The sequence below is a fragment of the Aquiflexum balticum DSM 16537 genome, from assembly GCF_900176595.1.
Lineage (GTDB): Bacteria > Bacteroidota > Bacteroidia > Cytophagales > Cyclobacteriaceae > Aquiflexum > Aquiflexum balticum.
The window spans coordinates 1642423-1660149 of record NZ_LT838813.1; the positions used below are offsets into that span (position 1 = coordinate 1642423).

Below are 17727 nucleotides of genomic sequence, written 5' to 3' on the forward strand. Positions count from 1 at the left end.
TACAAAGACCTTTTTTGAAGCAATATCAACGAAGTAAATGATTTTTATATCTTTTTCATCTTCCATGACTCAAAATCATTATTGAAATCCTTAAAACTCTTTGTAAGATTGGATTCAATTGCTTTTTCAGATTCTATCGCATTAAAATTGATATCTTGTTTTTGAATAAGTTCTTTAATAAAATCCAACACTTTGTCCTGTTGGTCTGATTCAAGCAAAAGCAAATGGCTTAATAGGTCTTTATTAATTACTTTTTCCATGGATACAATTTATTGATATTTTTCTGAATTATAAAACTTGCCTTTTATATCTCCCCCAATAATAAACGGGAAATAACAAGGCCTTTAACTTCCAATCATTTTTCTCTTGAACACTCAATCTATTATTCTCATGGACCGCTTTATACATTTTGCCTGCCAATAAGGTATGCCCGATCAGCAACAGGAAAAGGACGGCATAAATAATCAGTTCTGTCATAGCTTTTCCAAAATCAACGCTGCCCAATCATCTTTTGTTTGCACTTCCTTTTCTACAAACCCAAACTGAAACGCCTTTTCGGCAATGTCCAGTACATCGTGTTCATAGAATCCACTGAGCAACAAATGGCCTTTGCTTTTGACCAATGTTGCATAAACCTCCATTTCGTCCAAGAGCACATTCTTATTGATATTGGCCAAAACGATGTCAAATTCTCCTTCGGGTTTAACTTCCCGAACAGTACCCATTCCCATCCTTACTTTGTTCATCCCATTCAGCTCGAAGTTTTCATTGCCGTTTTCGACACACCATTCATCTATATCAAAGGCTTCTATTTCCTTTGCTCCTAACTGATGCGCCATAATGGCCAAAATTCCTGTCCCGGAACCGATATCCAAGACCCTTTTACCTGCATGGTCAATGGTCAGTTGGTGGGAAAGCATCAGGAAGGTAGTGGCATGATGGCCTGTTCCAAAAGACATTTTTGGATTGATCAGGATTTCATATTTGAACTCAGGTCTTGGCTGATGAAAAGAAGCCCTCACATAAACCTGGTCACCAACCTCGATGGGGTCATAGTTCTTTTCCCATTCCTCGTTCCAATTGACTTTTGGCATCTTGCCTTCAGTCACCTGAATGGAAGCTGCTTCATAATATTGGTCGATGACTTGCTGAAATGAATTTCTATCAAACAAGTCTTCCTGAATGTAGGCATCAAAACCCTCATCTGTCTCCAAAAAAGAATCATAGCCGACCTCTGAGAGTTCGGCTATGAGAATTTCACGGTATGGTTCCTTACAGGAAAATTTGAATTCCAGGTATTGCATGGGGTTACTTCATTATTCAGAGTTCGGTATTCAATATTCGATATTTACGATGTCGGATGACCGATGACGGATGTTGCGGTATTCTTTACATCTATCCATAAATTGATTTTACATGGCATTTTGAAATAACTAGAAACTAATCTTAGATCTCTTAACCACCATCCCACCTTTGGGATTCAGAGTGACGGGATCTTAAATCGGTCATCCGTCATCGGACATCTGTCATCCCTTCCTTTCAAAACGACTTCACAATCTCCACAAAATCCCTGGATTTCAAGGAAGCACCACCAATCAACCCACCATCCACATCAGGCTTGGAAAACAGGTCCTTGGCATTTCCGGGATTTGCACTGCCTCCATAAAGGATGGAAATATTGTCGGCCAATTGCTGACCGTATTTACCGGCAAAGTGACTTCTCAATGCGGCATGCATTTCCTGTGCCTGATCGGAAGAAGCTGTTCTACCGGTTCCAATGGCCCAAATAGGTTCGTAGGCGACCACGATTTTGGACATTTCTTCGGGCGTAAAACCAAAAAGACTTTCTGTCAATTGCTGTTTGACATATTCCTCATGTGTGCCGGCTTCACGGATTTCCAAGGGTTCGCCACAGCAGAAAATCGGTGTGAGACCATTGGCCAATGCCTGCTTGGTTTTTTCGGTCAGCAATTCATTGGATTCTTTAAAATATTCACGCCTTTCGCTGTGTCCGATAATCACATATTTTGCTCCAAAAGATGCCAACATGGAAGCTGAAGTTTCTCCGGTATAGGCACCCGAAGCTTTGTCAGAACAATTCTGGGAACCTAGAAAAAGATTGGGCGTATCGCCTATGAGTTTTTTGACCGGATAAAGATGTACAAAAGGAGGGTTGAGGACGGTGATCACATCTTTGATGTTTTCGTCTTTGAGCATATTGACGATTTCCGAGGTCAGCTTTTGGCCTTCTTCGAAATTGAGATTCATTTTCCAGTTTCCGGCTACAATTTTTTTGCGCATGGTTTTGAATGGTTTGAGTTTAAAATTTGAAAAAAATAACACTTAAAGTTACTTTGGGCTAAAATTACACAAAATGTCCTACCCACGAAAAGAATATAACCCCGATCAGCCCAAAAAGTATTGGTCTTTGGCTGAGGCTAAGGTCAGGATCGCTTCTTTTTGTGCCTATCAGGAACGGTACCAACAGGAGGTAAGGGACAAACTGCATGAACGAGGAATCTATGGAGAGGATGCGGAGGAGTTGATTGCTTACATGATCAATGAAGGTTTTCTGAATGAGGAAAGGTTTGCCCAGGCCTTTGTAAGAGGCAAATTCCGGATCAAAAAATGGGGCAGAAATAAAATCTTACAGGAATTGAAGTTTAGACAAATCAGTCCCTATTGTATCAAATCAGGAATGAAGGAAATTGAAGCAGATGAATATTGGGAAACACTGATCCAATTGGTAGATAAAAAAGCAAGTTTGATCAAAGAATCAGATGATTTTAAAAAAAGGTACAAGATTCATCAATACCTCATAGGCAGGGGTTTTGAAAATGATCTGATTCAAAATGCTATAGAAACCATTTTTTCAAAATAAAATCTTTAATAATTGAAAGCAAAAGCCTAATTTGCGAAAGATTTGATTGTCAGATGATTCAGAAATTATTCCCCCTAGACAAAAACTACATACTCCGTCAGGCCCAATCAGTTTTGGAAGAAAGCCTTTTGGACACCATGGTTTTTGAACTTAAAAAATCCTATACCCAGTTGTACAATCCATTGATGCTGATGGATGAGACCTTTGCCACGATCTTGGATAGTTATGACTATCCAAAAGACCGGCTTAGGATCATTTACCGTCAACTTTGTGGCATCTACCGTTTCAAAAACAGAGACAACCAATTGGAGTTACTTTTTGATGGACGCACCCATTTTGAAAAATTCCAGGAAGACTGGTCCGCACAGTTGATTGCTTGGGTACATGAGTTGGGTTATCATGAGCAATATGTCAAAACCATGCTGAGGATGACTTTGCTTTATGATACAGAAAGCAGGGCAGAATGGGCCGAGAACCACTGCAAGTTTTTTATCAACCAGCATTTCGAGTTGAAAATCATCAAGAGGAAAGGGGAGTTGAAGATTGCGTAAAAATTCAACCTTCCGGATCCAAATCTTCCTCTAGACCCTCCTCCTCTTCCACCACCACATCCATGGTGTCCTCAGCCCAAGTGACAATCAGGTCACGCTGTTCATCCGTCAGTTTGGCTGAGGGATGCATAAAGGTGTAAATCTCCATGGGCATACGGCCCTCTCCAACTTCTGAGGAAATATCATCAAGGAAACCGAGTTTTTTCACCATATCATTTTCCTGCCAAGTGGAAAAATTAAGCTCTTCCCGGCCTTCTCTGACATCTTTGGCAACAAGCCATGAAGACGGTGCCACATAGGAATACCATGGATAAATGGTTTCATTACTGTGGCAGCTGTAGCAGGAGGTTTTCAATAATCCGGAAACCTCCTGACTGACAATACCACTTTGAATGATATCCCCGGGGTTATTCATTTCTACTGCAGGTAATTCATTGGGCACAAACTGAATCCCTACAAATACCAATGCAAGCCCACCAAGAATGGATAGCCCTAATTTCATTCCTGAGTTGATTTCTTTTTACCGGCACTCCATTCTATCAAAGATGCCAATTCTGTTTCGGTGAGTTTGCCTTCAGGTTTGTTTTCCAAAAATTTTGCCGGAGGCATATCTCCAGCTTCCAGAACTTCTGCTATTTTTCCTTTGGTAGCCATTTGTTTGGATTTTTTGGAAGCCTCGAATTCATCCCAATCCAGTTTTTCCTTTCCTTTTTCGTTTTTGGATTTGGCATTATGGCAGCCATAACATTTCTGTTCCACAATTGCCTTGATATGGGGAGGCATATCCGGTGCGATTTCATGTGAAAGAGATTCGGATTCAGATGCTGTTTTGGATATTCCCTGAAAGAACAAAAGACCAATAATGGCCAAAGCGGGGAGGAAGAATAATTTTTTCATAGTGAGGATTTAAGAGTTTCATCAGGAATTTCAGCAAAATTTACGGTTTTAGCAAAAGGTTCCTTATGAAATTATCGAGATTTTTGATTTTACCATTATTAAGTTATAGGATTGGTAGAATCAAAAAAATTTTCTGTGGCAAATAAGTTTATACAGTATAAAAATGATTGGGCAGTTGTGAAATCTATTTTTTGAGTAAAAACAAAAAACTGCCCTTATCAAGGACAGATTTATTTTTTTAACCAAACCTTTAGCATTTTGAAAAACTTAAAATTAGTGCCTGCAATTTCTGTTTTTGGAATAACTAAACCATTTTAAAAACCGGAGAATGCAGGGCTTAAGAGTAGATTTTTTCCATATTAAGGGTTTAAACTTAAGATGGTCCATCTAAGTTGTGCATCTATCCCATTTTATATATTAAATGATTTTATGTCTATTATTAAAATAGTTTGGGATGGGTACAGAGGCCTCTAGAATGCATTTATTCAAAACAACCAAAGAGATAATGAGGAGAATTCCAGGGATTCAATTTCATCCTGATGATTACAGTAGATGGAAAAAATAAAAAGGTGTAGTTACACCTACACCTGACTCAGTTTATATTGTCTTGCAATCAAAAAGAGAAATTTAGCTGATGCCTACTTTTGTTATCTTTCAATGTCCAGATGGGTGTTTTGCTTTTTGATTTAAGGATTTCATAATTGGTATTCAAGTTTCTTGAAAATTCCTTTTTTTCAAGGACTTGTTTACAATGTGAACATTGGGTTATACTTGTTTTACCCATAGGGAAGGAGGGTATCCAAAAAACATGGGCATACTTTTGGAAAACTGTCATTTGGATACTGTTTGGGGTACCACAGCTCGCACACTTTTCATTGATGGTTTCACTTGCAACCTGAGTTGCTTTGCTTCCAAAGATTATCATATCTGTTATTCTATTAGGTATTAAGCAACCGGGGATTTTTATACTGCATGCTGGCAAATCAGCCACTGCTTTTGCTGAAATATCTGATTAGTTTATCAAATATCCAATCCCCGTAGGACAAAAATAATTTGAAACCAGGCTTCTTGGAATTAGAGTAAATTGGTGGGAGTATTTGTAATTTCTAAAATACTCAGTGAGTTCTCTCCGAGGCGAACTAGTTCACCAAAAAAGTGAGTGAGTTCACCTCCGAGGCGAACCAGTTAAGCAAAAAGGTAAGTGAGTTCACCTTTGAGGCGACCGAGTTTAGCAAAAAGGTGAGTGAGTTCACCTCCGAGGCGAACTAGTTCACCAAAAAGGTCAGTGAGTTTACCAAAAAGGTGACCGAGTTCACAAAATAGGCGAACCAGTTCATTAAAAAGGTGACCGAGGTTACCAAAAAGGTGAGTGAGTTCACCTATGAAGTGGGGAGGGGTACTTCCGAAGTACCCCCTCCCACTTCGGGAATACCCCTGCGGGGAAAATTGGATTACAAATTCTTAGAAATAAAAATGGTGTGATTGGAAAATTACTGCCGATCTCGCAATTCAACGTTAATCTTTAACCAGTAAGGGATTTTTTCTAATTATTGTGATTTATCCTTACTAACAGATTCAAGCAAACCAATTCCTATCAATAAAAACCCTAAAATTAAAAAGAATAAAAACTGTGAATCAAAGTGAGGATTATTTAATCTATTCCTTTCTTTTAAGTAATCGAATTGCAATTTATAAATTGATCTAAACATCTTAATCTCTTTATTAATAAGATTAAAATATTCCAAAGAATTATTTTCTTCATAAATACCTTTAGCTTCATTATAATCATCTTCATTGTATGAATATTCAACCAATCTTTTAAAGAGAATATCTAGCTTCACAATAGGATGACTCAAATAGGACAACCTAAAAGAAAAGATTGCGAAAGCCACAAATAGAAAAAATTTTCCAAATCGATTAGGTTCAGTTTGGTTTAATGCATAATAAATGACAATTGCAGAGAAAAGCCCTATAAAAACAATAAAAATATCCTTAAAAAAAATCGGTGCAATAAATAATACGTCTTCATATTCTCTGCTGGTTATCAATCCAAGAAGAATTAGAACTAGCAAAATGAAACATCCAATATTTATTGTTTTTAGAAATATTTTCATTTTTTAATGGCTTTGGTTTTTGTTCAGAGTTGAGCTTTATAGCTCATATGGAATCATAAATTCATTTGTGCTCGTATCCTGAACAAACTTTATTTTTCTATTAGGATTAATTAAGTTTTTTAGCTTTTCTTCTATTTCCGAAGCTCGTGGATTCTGAATGTAAATTTTTTTCAAATAAATAGCCTTCTCAAAAATTGTTTTATCAATATCTCGATTAAAGAAAGGGAATGAATATCCTATAGTGACTAAAATTTCGCAATCCCTAAGGATATTATGAAGTTTTTTTTCTGAAATCTGGGGATTCTCCCATGCGAATGAGATCCCTGGCTCCAAGTTTAAATTAGATTTTTCTCTTTCATGTCCTTCAATTATTCTTGGTAAATTAAAGTCGTTTGGAACTCTTTCTAAACCTAATTTTTTTTCAAAAGACATCCCCGCAGAACCATTTATTTTATATACAAAAGCATTGTTTTTCAAATCTTTCGTTTCAGAGTATTTGTCAAGGATTTTAAGAAAATCCCTATTTTGCAAATTTCCTGGATGCTGAGAAAAAATGTTAAACGCCAATTCCAGTTGATTGTCGTAATTCCAAGACAGAATTTTTATTTCTTTTGGAATTTCAGACATAGATTTTTTAAATATAGATGCTAAAAACAAATCATATCTTTTATCTAATGGAGTATATAATTGCTGTAACAAAATATATGTAGATAAGGCAATCTTTAATCGTTTAACGGATTCGAAATCCTCCTTCAAAAAATATGATTTTGCGACTGTATCTATTGAGGCTCTATTATTAGAAATTTCTGAAAGCCAAATCATATCCGATTTTAGTTCATTTCTTTTTTTAATTAGACTTTTTGAGTCTTCTAAGATTTCAGGCCATGGTATATTAAATTCATCAGACAATCGCTCGGCAATTATTTTAAAACCTTCTGATAATTTTTCGACAATAGGAATACAATTGATACTTGCACCTGCTCCTAACAAATAAATTATTCTTCCCATTTTAATACATTTACTTGTTAAATATAATTTAGAAAATAATATTAAAATGAAACATATAGGGAGAAAATGCTTAAATCATTTATTTTGTCATTATTTTTTTATTAATAAAATTAATAGCCAATAAAAATACCACCGCACCAGCTGTGGTATTTAAGGTTTGATTATTAGATTTAAGTGAGTATTGAAATATCTTACTTCAAAGTAAACTCTGGCAGTTTCATAATCTTTCCACCCGCCATCGCAGACTCGTGGGCCAAGATACCCACGCAGGTGATATTGGCTGATTCTCTGGCATCTGGATAGGGCGCCCTTCCTTCTGTCAGAGCAGACAGAAATTCATTCACCAAATGGGGATGGCTTCCTCCATGTCCTGCACCTTGGATAAAGGACAAATGTTGATTGTCATCTGAGTCGTAAACTCCTGCGGTAGTGAAAGAAGCGATTTCATCAGGTAAGAGGTGGGCATAGTCAGGGATTTTTACTTTTGAAGGAACCTCACCGGTATGGATGACGGAATCCTCATGCTCGATCAGGGTCCATTCAAAGGATTTTTTGGATCCATATACATCGAAACTTTCCCGATACTGTCTTGCAGTATTGAACAGGGAACGGGTCACTTCTGCCGAAAGATCAGAATCCTTCAGTTTGATATGACAGGTCTCGATGGCGAATGGCGAACCGTATTTTTCGATCAGGTTTTCATCAATCCTACCAGAACCAAAACAGGATACATATTCTGCCTGAGCTTTTGGCAATGCCAAAACAGGCCCCACACAATGAGTCGCATAGTGCATCGGCGGCAATCCCTCCCAATATCCCGGCCATCCGGCCATTTCCTGTTGGTGGGAAGCACGGAGAAACTGGATTTTTCCCAATTCTCCCTTTTCAAACATTTCTTTGACGAAGAGAAATTCCCTGGAATAAACCACCGTTTCCATCATCATATAGGTAAGCCCGGTCTCCTCACTTGCTTCAACAATCTGACGGCACTCTTCGACCGTGGTGGCCATGGGAACCGTGCAGGCCACATGCTTTCCTGCCCTCAGGGCTTTTAGGGATTGTTCGGCGTGTGCTTGGATCGGGGTATTGATATGGACTGCATCAATGTTTGGATCCTTGAGCAGTTCATCATAATCGGTATATCGGACATCTACGCCAAAGGCATCCCCGATTTCATTCAGCTTATCTTCATTACGCTGACAGATGGCATACATATTGGCCAAAGGATGCTTTTGGTATATAGGGATAAATTCCGCACCAAAGCCTAGTCCGATGATTGCGATGTTGAGTTTTTTCTGGGTCATGGTTTTTTAAGTTTAGAATTCAGATTTTAGATTTTTGATTTAGTAAAATAAACATAATTAGAACCTCTTGAGATCTCTCGTGCCTACCAATAAAATAAATCGGAGCAGACGTCATGCTGACGAAGTAAAGCCTGTCCCGTCCCGATAGCTATCGGGATTCGGGGCATCTCCCGAGGTTCAGGAAAAGGTTAATTTTGACCAAAAGGGTTAATTTCCTGTAATTCAACCGTGTTATTGTACCTCAAGAGATCCTTCGTGCCTCAGGATGACGACTGCCTACCGGGTAACTTGATGTCATTTCCTATTCTGAACATTTTCGAAATGTTGAAAACTCAGAATGACGACGCATTTTGATCGTTTGACATCGGTCATCCGACATCGGTCATCGGTCATCCGACATCAAACTTCTCAATGCGTAAACTGTCTACCCATAATCCAGTCCTTCAGGAAGGCTAGGCCTTGGGAGGCGAAACCATCCTGACTCAAGGCTAGGGGTTTCCAGATACAGACAGCGCCTGCAAGTTCCTGGACATTCGGTGTGAAACTTTCTATGGAGATCACACCTGAATAATTGACTGCCCACAGTCCCCGTTTAAAAGCATCCCAATTGGTTTGTCCCGTTCCTGGAATGCCACGGTGGTTTTCAGATACCTGCACATGTATGAGTTTGTCACCTACATTCCTGAATGCCTGTTCCAAGTCAGGTTCCTCAATGGTCAAATGAAATCCATCCAATAGGACTTTGGCTGCAGGATGGTTGATATCATGGATCAGCTGCATCAATTCTTTGGTGGTATTGATCAGGTCTGTCTCAAATCGATTCAAAGACTCCAAAGCAATCTGCTGTCCGGCATTTTCGGCCATTTGGCAGACTTTAAGAAGGTTAGTGACTGCCCTGTCCCATTCTATCTTTCGCTGTTCATCTGAAACCAATCTTGCCTTGCCAACCGCCGAATACATAGGACCCGCTACAAACTTGGCCCCCAGTTGGGAACTGATTTCAAAACAGGCCTCCAAATAATCTAAACAGATCTGATGAAAGGCAGGGTCATCGTGGGTCAGGTCACGGGTCGGTCCAAAAGCACCGCAGATCACCGGTTTGAGGCCATTGTCATCTAAAGCTTTTTTGACCTCTTGAACATCTATCAATGCGGGGTCTTCCACAGGGATTTCCACCACATCATAGCCCATTTCTTTTATTTTGGGAAAAAAGTCTATTGTTTTATTATTAAAAGGAGAAGTCCAAAGCCAGGTACTTACTCCAAATGTTACATCTAAAGGCATTTCAAGTTTTTTATTCTACTATCATAATTCCGTTCATAATCCTCCAATGGCCCGGAACGGTACAAATAAATGGATATTCTCCAGGCTGAGAAGGAGCGATAAACATGATGGACTCCATATTATCAGGATCCACCAGTTTAGAAGATACTATGATCTCAGGAATTTCCGGAATATAATTCTTCTCTATACCCTTAGGATCTCTTGCCATTTCATCCGCTGCTTTACCGATTTTTTCCAAGGATCCGATTTTACCGATCAGCAGGTTATGCTGCATGAAATCCTTGTTTTCAAAATCAATGATAACAGGTTGTCCCGCTTTAACTTTGAAACTGGCCACATTATATTTCATTTCATGGGGAATTACCCCAACCTTGATGATAATGGCATTGTCCCTGGAAATAGCTGGTTGTACCACTTCCATTTCCCTGCTCAAAAATTCTTCAAGATTCAAATTAGGATCTTTTAGGCTGATATAGCTATCCCGGCCCATGCGTCCTCTTAACCATGAACCACCTTCAAAATCCCCAACCTGATCTTCATTTTGCATGTCATTTCCAACCCTGATTCTTTCCGGAGAAAGAGGTTTTTCAAACAGAGCAGGAGCTTTTGCTTTTCCGATCAGATTTCCATCTACCAGAAGGTTCATTTCCCCATTTTCCAATAAATTGGCCTGAACAGTGAATAGGTTATCAGGAAGATTTCTCGGAGTGGATATTTTGTAGGTTTTTCCATTCTGTTTTACTACCCAACTCAAGGAATTATCTTTAGCAAACAGTGTATACCCGTTTTCTTTATTTCCCTGTGCAATGATTACCCCCTCAATGCCATCATTTCCTTTAGCCAATTCTGTCCGGATACGGATTTCTTTTCCACTGACATCAGGCGGGAAAATAATGGCCGCTCGCCTGTCCAGGTTGTATTGCTCTTCGATCAGGCTTTTGGCGAGTTTATCTGTTAAAGTATAAAGTGAGTCAGGTTTATCAATTGGGAAAAGGGTTCCGATATTTTGTTCAAAATAGGAAGCATGGTTCATGACCCCTGCAAAAATCACCTGAGGCAAATACTTGTCCTTGGCATTGCTTTCATCCAAACTGGCCTCATGCAATAACTTACTGATTTCGGGAGATGTTGGGATGTCAGCTAAAGTTTGGAATACGGATTTTCTGACATTCATATTAGGATCCCTGTGAAGTTTGGATCCTTGAATGGTCTGGAATGTTTCTGTTGTCTTTGGCAATACTTCCACAGCATTTTTTCGGACACCGGCTGAAGGATGATTTAGAGCTCTGCTTACGATTTGGATCGAAGTCTTATCAGAACCATCCAAAAGGCCCAAACCATGTAAGGTCCATAAGGCGTGTATGGCAGGTGTATTCAATCCCAATTCATCAACATCCCTGTTTTCAATCAATTTATAAAGATCAGATTTGATGTCTATGTTCTGGTTTTCCACAATCAATCGCTGTGCGGTCATTCTCCAAAACATGTTGTCACTTTTCAATCCTGCAATCAGATCTTTGTTTTTGGACGGATCCAAATCCATGGTTTTGTGTTCAGGGCCACCTTTATAAACCAACCTGTATATCCTGCCATGTTTATTATCCCGCATAGGATTGATGTAAGCATTACCTGCACCGTTTTCAAATCCTCTGGGAGTTGGGTTGTGCTGAATGATGAAATTGTACCAATCTGCTACCCACAAAGCACCATCAGGACCTACTTCTGCATGCACCGGTGAAAACCACTCGTCTGAACTGGATAAAATATTGAACCCATTCTTCTCTTTGAACCCGGAACCCTCTTCCAAAATAATGGCATTGTGTAATACTCTTCCTGTTGGTTCGGCCACAAAAGCGATCCTGTTCCAGTAATTTTTTGGGAAATTTCTGGCAGTGTAAAAGTTATGTCCTGCAGCTGCGGTATAACCTCCATGATAATCCACCTGCCTCAAGGCCGGGGTATGATGTGGCATATCGTAATGGCTGTCTATTCCAAATACAGTATTGTTCATGCCGCCAATTACCGGTCTTCGGACGTAGTTGTTGCTCATGGCCAAATAGGCGCTGTGCTGTCCATTGGCGGTGGAGATAAATACATTGAAATCTTCTGAGAAACCTAAACCCCAAGTGTTGTTACTGGTAGAACCTAAAAATTCAAATTCTTTTCCTTCCGGAGTAAATCTGTAAATCCCTTGGGAAAAGGTGAAGGGTTTTCCATCTACTTCTCCTTTGAATCCGGAATATCCCAATACGCCCCATATTTTGTTATCAAATCCATATTTCAAATTGGATGGTCCGGCGTGGGTATCACTTTTGCCCCAACCTGTGATGACCACTTCCCGCACATCTGCTTTGCCATCACCATCGGTGTCCTTCAGGAAAATGAAGTCAGGTGCCATTGAAATCAATATGCCTCCATTGATGGCAACCAAACTGGTAGGGATATTTAAACCCTCTGCAAAAACTGTGATTTTATCAGCTTTGCCATCTCCATTGGTATCTTCCAGGATCTTGATTCGGTCATTGCCCCCTTCTTTTCGTACTTCATTGGGATAATCTTCTGTTTCGATGACATACAATCTTCCTTTTTCATCCCAGCACATGGCCATGGGATTGACAATATCGGGCTCTGAAGCAAATAGCTGTAATTCAAATCCAATCGGAATCTGTATCAATTTCATTGATTCTTCCGGTGATAAAGGATGTTGGAATTTTGGAGCAGGGTCTCTGTTTTCATAATTTGGAATTACAGCTTCCTCAAATTTTGGTTGGGGGATCTCAAAAGAAGCCACCTGTGCTGCCACATCCTCACCTATTGCCCAAAGGATGCCGTTGGCCACCAAAGTATGGAATTCCGGTTTTGACCAAGTACGCTCATCATGTCCATAAGCGGTATAAAACACCCTTCCTTCTCCCTGATTCCTAATCCATGTCCAAGGTTCACGGTGACCGTTTTCTTCCCTTTCCATCAGAACAGTCATATCCGGGTTTATATTACTGTGCAAATAAGTTTCATCCCAAGTTTCAAAGGTGCTCACTCCATTCATAATGGGGTGTTCAGGTGCTATTATGTCTACAAAAAATTCACCCGTTCCATGGGACTTAAACTGCCCGCCAACCGCTGAAACGTACCAATCCGAGTTACGGAAACAAAATGAGGCACTGTGAAGTGGAATAAATCCTTTACCACTTTCCACATATTTTTTTAAAGCCGCCTCCTGTACAGGTGTGATTTCATTATGGTTGGCATAGATCGCAATGCCATCATAATTGCTCAGGTTTTCGTCATTCAGATCATTTGGATCTGAAGTATAGGTAAAGTTGATGCCTTTTTGAAATAGGGGTCTTGCCAAGTAGGGCAAAAGCTTTTCTGAATCATGATGTTTGCTGTCATGACCAAGAAACAGGATTTCTGCCCTTCTTGGACCATCAGAAAGTGCCTGGAACTTTGTTTTTTGCTCACATCCTATCAAAAGAATAATTGAAAAGACGAAAAGCTTTGGGAGATTTTTGAGTAATGTCATTTTGGGGAAGATTGAATTATATTTCAGAAGGACAAGTTGATCAAATTCAAATTATAATTCTCACTGTTTTTTGCTCAATTCTGACTGAATTTTGATATAAAAATTGATTTTCATCTATTTTTTTAACATAATTGACTATAATATGAAACAGGCACTACAAAAATCACGGATTCCGGAGAATAAAGCTTTTATCGTGAAGGAGCTGATTGCTCCCTATTTTGATAAAAACTGGCACTTCCATCAGGAATACCAATTGTTTTTGGTTTTGGAAGGAAAAGGGACAAGGTTTATCGGAGATCAGATGAAGCCCTTTCGGGAATTCGACATGGTATTTACAGGACCTAACTTACCCCATCTTTGGAGAAATGATCAGATGTATTTTGAAAAAGAAAGTCAACTGAAAACCCATGGAATTGTCATTTATTTTAATGAAGGCTTTCTTGGTGATGCCATTTATACCAAAGAAGAATTTGAAACAGTAAAAATATTGCTTGAAAAATCGCTTAGAGGATTGGAAATATTGGGCAAAACCAATTTGAAATTAAGGCCCATGATGCAGGAATTGGCTCATTTGAGCGGGATTGAAAGCATTTTAAAGCTATTGCAGATTTTACAGGTTCTCTCCGAATCTGAAGAATGCCAACCCATCACCCATGCAGGTTATACCAATAACAATAAGGAATCAGAAAAAGACCGGATGCGGAAGGTGTATGAATATGTGATGGAAAATTTCAGACAAAAAATTCTATTGGAAGAAGTTGCTGCATTGGGGAATATGACAGAAAGTGCTTTTAGCCGGTATTTTACTTCCAGGATGAATAAGCCTTTTTCAGAATTCCTCTCTGATGTCCGGATAAGCCATGCCTGCAAATTGCTTCATGAAGCCGATCTGAACATCAGTGAAATCTGCTATGAGTGTGGTTTCAATACTTTGTCCAATTTCAATAAACAGTTTAAGGACAGAATGGGGGTGACACCTTTGGTGTATAAGAAGGATTATCAGAGGACTTTTGAGTGAGAGATTAGATGCGAGAAGCGAGAAACGAGAGCCAAGAAAGAGAGGGTTTAACCTTTGAGGTTTTTAAAACCTCGAAGGTTTTTCTATTTTCACATAAGGGGATAACCTCGGTTAACTCAAAAAAAATGTAAAAGAATCCGTCCATTGTCATTTTGAGGAGAATACTCCTAAGATAATTAGATTGCATTATGTGAAGGAAGAATATTTTTTAGCATGAATTTGCACTAAACTTACTAAAGTTTCAACCTAACTCTGATGCTTTTGGGACAATGTGAAACAATGGTATTTGGCTAAAGGCATAATAGAAATCACATAGGGAGTTTTAATTGAACCACAAAAGAAACAAAAGTGAACAAAAGACTATATCACCAAAAGCTGATATTCAGCTACTTTTGTATTCTTTTTACACTTTTGTGGTTCCATCATTTTATTGTTAAAACAATAAAGCCAGCTAATTCGGATACCAATTACAAATAACCTTGGAGTAGGCGCACTCACAGGTTATATGCTAAATCAATCCGCAGTTCCTGATTTAATAATCTGCCCAAAGAACACCGAATTCAAGAAAAGTTTATTCGTTCCGAACCATACTGCTCTGAAATTCGGATTGTCCACCAATCCAATCACCCTGCCACTGCCCAGTTTTTTCACTTGAATGACTGCTGTGTTTTTAATCTTTTCAAGATTTTCGGGATGAACATAGCCACTTGCCAAAGGTTGGTTGGTGTAAACCAATGGGTTGGAATACGGATTTTTGGCAGTCTCCAAAAACAAGTTGCTGTTTCTGAAAGTCTGAATGGATTCCTTGGTAAATCCATATCCAATGGGATGCGAATTATCGAGCTTGGCATGAAATATTGTTCCACTTGTCAACCTTGCGCCAGTATTTTTAGGGAAGTCTGCATAGGGATAAACTACTTTTTTTTCATCCTCTTTTTCCTCTTTTTTAAACTCAAATTTTACCATTTCCTGTGTGTTCAACCAAGTCAGCGCATTTCCTCTTGCTATCAAAGTCCCTCCGGCAGAAGTCCAGGATTTGATCTTCTCCGCCTCTTCCTTTCCAAATGTAGAGTATGGGCCATTTGGCATGATGAGAACATTATACCTGCTCAAATCTGCAGACCTGACCTTTTCTACCGGAAGCAGGGTAATAGGCATGTCCATTCTCTGATCCAATAAATGCCAGATTTCACCTGCTTCCAAACTCACCACTCCAGTACCCACCAATAAGGCTACCTCAGGTTTTTGCAACACATCAATTTGCGGTGAACCTAAATTTACTCCCCTAGTATATCCCGTATTTAGGGCATGGATTTGCAATCCGGTTTCATCTGCGATTTTTTTCAGATCCTCCAAAAGGTTCAAATCATGCTTTTCTTCTCTTGGCATATTCACCAAGATACTGCCTCTTTTTAGCTCGGTTTTATCAGGTAAAATAATTGGTTCATTAGTCACTCGGACCAGATAACCTTTCTGCATTAATTGATAGGCTGCTTTGGGGGCATAATAGCCCTCCCAGCCGAAGCCGTATGCATAAGCGTTTTCTTCTCCCAATACCTTACCGGAATTAGGCGAAAAATCTTCTTCCAGAAGACTGACATTTGCCAAATTCAGAATGCGGCTACTCAAAGCCATAAAATCCAGATCAAAGGCCATTGGCATAGTCCATGCCGAAACATCATAAAACAGACTGTCCTGAAATTCATTCCTGACTTCAAAAAGTGATTTGATCAGACGGTATTGGGGCTGATTGAGGGGAACTATGTAAGACTTCTCTTTTTCAAAGGGAACCCCATTGACCGTAATATCTTCGTTTAATAAATATACATCTATGGCGTGCTGCTGAATCATATCTGCTAAATGAAAGCTTCTCGCACCATCCTCTTTTGAACCAAAAATAATTGCTTTTTCGGTATCTGCAGTTGCCATCTGAAACGCTTCTTTATAAAAATCATGCATGGATTTATTGATTTCATTCCTCATCTCCCTCGCTGCATCAAAGGAGCTTATACTGGTACGAAACTGATTCCTGATGGTAAATGCAAAAGTCAAAGGACCAAAATTGCTCTCTTGAAGATGTCCCCTTGAAGAAGCCTGTTCAAACAGAATGCCTATGGAACCCTGAATATCCGGATAGGTGGAGCCATAGCCGAAATAATACTCATCAAAACTTTCCTTGGCATAATATAAAGAACCTATCTCCTCCATGGCTTTAGCATGATATGCAGCGATCTTCTCGGTAAGCTGTACAGTTCTTTTAGGAATCAACGGATGGTCTCTAGAAGGAATTCCCGGTTGAAAAAAGAAGGTGGAATTACTGCCCATTTCATGGTAGTCCAGGTAGATATTTGGGAGCCATTCCTGAAACTTTGCCACCCGGTTTTGGGACTCTGGATGCTGTACCAACAACCAATCCCTATTGAGATCAAACCAATAATGATTACCTCTTCCACCCGGCCAAGCTTCACCCAATTCCCTGTTGTTGGGATCTCCGTTAAGGTTATAGGACCTATGGGAATTCACCCAAGTAGAATACCTGCTGTAGCCATCGGGATTTAAAGACGGATCAATAAGAATGATGATGTTTTTAAGGTCATCTTCAATTTCATTGGCGGCTGCAAAATGGTATGCTGCCAAAAGAGAAGAATTGATGCCACTGGCTTCATTGCCATGAACAGAATAGCCTGCCGCTAAAACCAATGGCATAGCACCATAGTCCAAATTGGCATTAGGATCCCGAAGTTGTTTTCGGGAGTTTTTGATTTGATCAATTTTCGACAGATTTTCAGGTGAAGTGATTGTCAGCATCACCTGTGGGCGTTTTTCATAGGATCTACCAAAAATTTCAAAGGAAACACGGGGGGAACTTTCTGCCAGTTTCTCAAAATACCGGATCAATTGATCGTAGTCAACATTCCATTCACCTACCTCAAATCCCAAAACATCCTTAGGTCTTGGGACTTTTTCATTATAGGTATAATTATTCGGTAGATAGTAGTCTATGGAAATGTCGGCGGTACCCTTTGGACTTTTTTGGGCAAAGCAAACTGTGGATGTAAGAATTATTAAGAGAAAGAATAAATATGTTTTTTTCATGATTACTTTGTTAGATCCATTTTAAATAGGCCCGAGATCAAATTTAATACA

The 17727-nt window shown here is 39.3% G+C and carries 15 protein-coding genes; 3 read left to right on the plus strand and 12 right to left on the minus strand.

The genetic code is table 11. The features are described from left to right. Positions 1 to 44: 44 nt before the first annotated feature. The 3 genes from B9A52_RS07030 to tpiA all read right to left on the minus strand — a co-directional run bounded on the left by B9A52_RS07030 (position 45) and on the right by tpiA (position 2301). On the minus strand, positions 45 to 260 hold the full coding sequence (locus tag B9A52_RS07030) for a hypothetical protein (RefSeq protein ID WP_084119634.1): 216 nt from the start codon (positions 258 to 260) through the stop codon (positions 45 to 47). 213 nt (positions 261 to 473) lie between these two features. Continuing rightward, positions 474 to 1304 carry a 50S ribosomal protein L11 methyltransferase gene (prmA, locus tag B9A52_RS07040; protein ID WP_084119636.1) on the minus strand — a complete coding sequence of 277 codons (831 nt, stop codon included), beginning with the start codon at positions 1302 to 1304 and terminating at the stop codon, positions 474 to 476. 235 nt (positions 1305 to 1539) lie between these two features. Beyond that, positions 1540 to 2301, minus strand: a complete 762-nt coding sequence (gene tpiA / locus B9A52_RS07045; RefSeq protein WP_084123424.1) for a triose-phosphate isomerase — start codon at positions 2299 to 2301, stop codon at positions 1540 to 1542. 73 nt (positions 2302 to 2374) lie between these two features. Between tpiA and B9A52_RS07050 the strand changes: the two genes are divergently transcribed. Together B9A52_RS07050 and B9A52_RS07055 are read left to right on the plus strand one after the other, a co-directional pair. Next, positions 2375 to 2881 carry a regulatory protein RecX gene (locus tag B9A52_RS07050; protein ID WP_084119637.1) on the plus strand — a complete coding sequence of 169 codons (507 nt, stop codon included), beginning with the start codon at positions 2375 to 2377 and terminating at the stop codon, positions 2879 to 2881. Positions 2882 to 2934: 53 nt separating this feature from the next. Then, positions 2935 to 3432 carry a hypothetical protein gene (locus B9A52_RS07055; RefSeq protein ID WP_084119638.1) on the plus strand — a complete coding sequence of 166 codons (498 nt, stop codon included), beginning with the start codon at positions 2935 to 2937 and terminating at the stop codon, positions 3430 to 3432. A 4-nt stretch (positions 3433 to 3436) separates the two neighbouring features. Here B9A52_RS07055 and B9A52_RS07060 read toward each other — a convergent pair whose 3' ends face one another. The 8 genes from B9A52_RS07060 to B9A52_RS07095 all read right to left on the minus strand — a co-directional run bounded on the left by B9A52_RS07060 (position 3437) and on the right by B9A52_RS07095 (position 13562). After that, complete coding sequence (locus B9A52_RS07060) at positions 3437 to 3934, minus strand: heme-binding domain-containing protein (protein ID WP_084119639.1); 498 nt, start codon at positions 3932 to 3934, stop codon at positions 3437 to 3439. Then, complete coding sequence (locus B9A52_RS07065; RefSeq protein WP_084119640.1) at positions 3931 to 4329, minus strand: heme-binding domain-containing protein; 399 nt, start codon at positions 4327 to 4329, stop codon at positions 3931 to 3933. Before B9A52_RS07065 ends, B9A52_RS07060 begins: the two co-directional genes overlap by 4 nt. A gap of 613 nt (positions 4330 to 4942) precedes the next feature. Continuing rightward, positions 4943 to 5254, minus strand: coding sequence for a zinc-ribbon domain-containing protein (locus B9A52_RS26520; protein ID WP_084119641.1), 312 nt, complete (start codon positions 5252 to 5254; stop codon positions 4943 to 4945). Positions 5255 to 5876: 622 nt separating this feature from the next. Continuing rightward, positions 5877 to 6443, minus strand: coding sequence for a hypothetical protein (locus B9A52_RS07075; RefSeq protein WP_084119642.1), 567 nt, complete (start codon positions 6441 to 6443; stop codon positions 5877 to 5879). Positions 6444 to 6479: 36 nt separating this feature from the next. After that, on the minus strand, positions 6480 to 7451 hold the full coding sequence (locus B9A52_RS07080) for a hypothetical protein (RefSeq protein ID WP_084119643.1): 972 nt from the start codon (positions 7449 to 7451) through the stop codon (positions 6480 to 6482). A gap of 191 nt (positions 7452 to 7642) precedes the next feature. After that, positions 7643 to 8755, minus strand: coding sequence for a Gfo/Idh/MocA family protein (locus tag B9A52_RS07085; RefSeq protein WP_084119644.1), 1113 nt, complete (start codon positions 8753 to 8755; stop codon positions 7643 to 7645). A 408-nt stretch (positions 8756 to 9163) separates the two neighbouring features. Next, positions 9164 to 10039 (minus strand): sugar phosphate isomerase/epimerase family protein, encoded by an 876-nt coding sequence (locus B9A52_RS07090; protein ID WP_084119645.1) that lies wholly within the window; start codon positions 10037 to 10039, stop codon positions 9164 to 9166. A gap of 10 nt (positions 10040 to 10049) precedes the next feature. After that, positions 10050 to 13562, minus strand: coding sequence for a PVC-type heme-binding CxxCH protein (locus B9A52_RS07095; RefSeq protein WP_084119646.1), 3513 nt, complete (start codon positions 13560 to 13562; stop codon positions 10050 to 10052). Positions 13563 to 13704: 142 nt separating this feature from the next. Here B9A52_RS07095 and B9A52_RS07100 point away from each other — a divergent pair, with 142 nt between their 5' ends. Continuing rightward, a complete protein-coding gene (locus B9A52_RS07100; RefSeq protein WP_084119647.1) occupies positions 13705 to 14580 on the plus strand; it encodes an AraC family transcriptional regulator in 876 nt (291 codons plus the stop codon). Positions 14581 to 15093: 513 nt separating this feature from the next. On the opposite strand, the gene B9A52_RS07105 is transcribed toward B9A52_RS07100, so the two are convergent. Further along, positions 15094 to 17676, minus strand: a complete 2583-nt coding sequence (locus tag B9A52_RS07105; RefSeq protein WP_084119648.1) for a M14 family metallopeptidase — start codon at positions 17674 to 17676, stop codon at positions 15094 to 15096. Positions 17677 to 17727 lie beyond the last annotated feature (51 nt).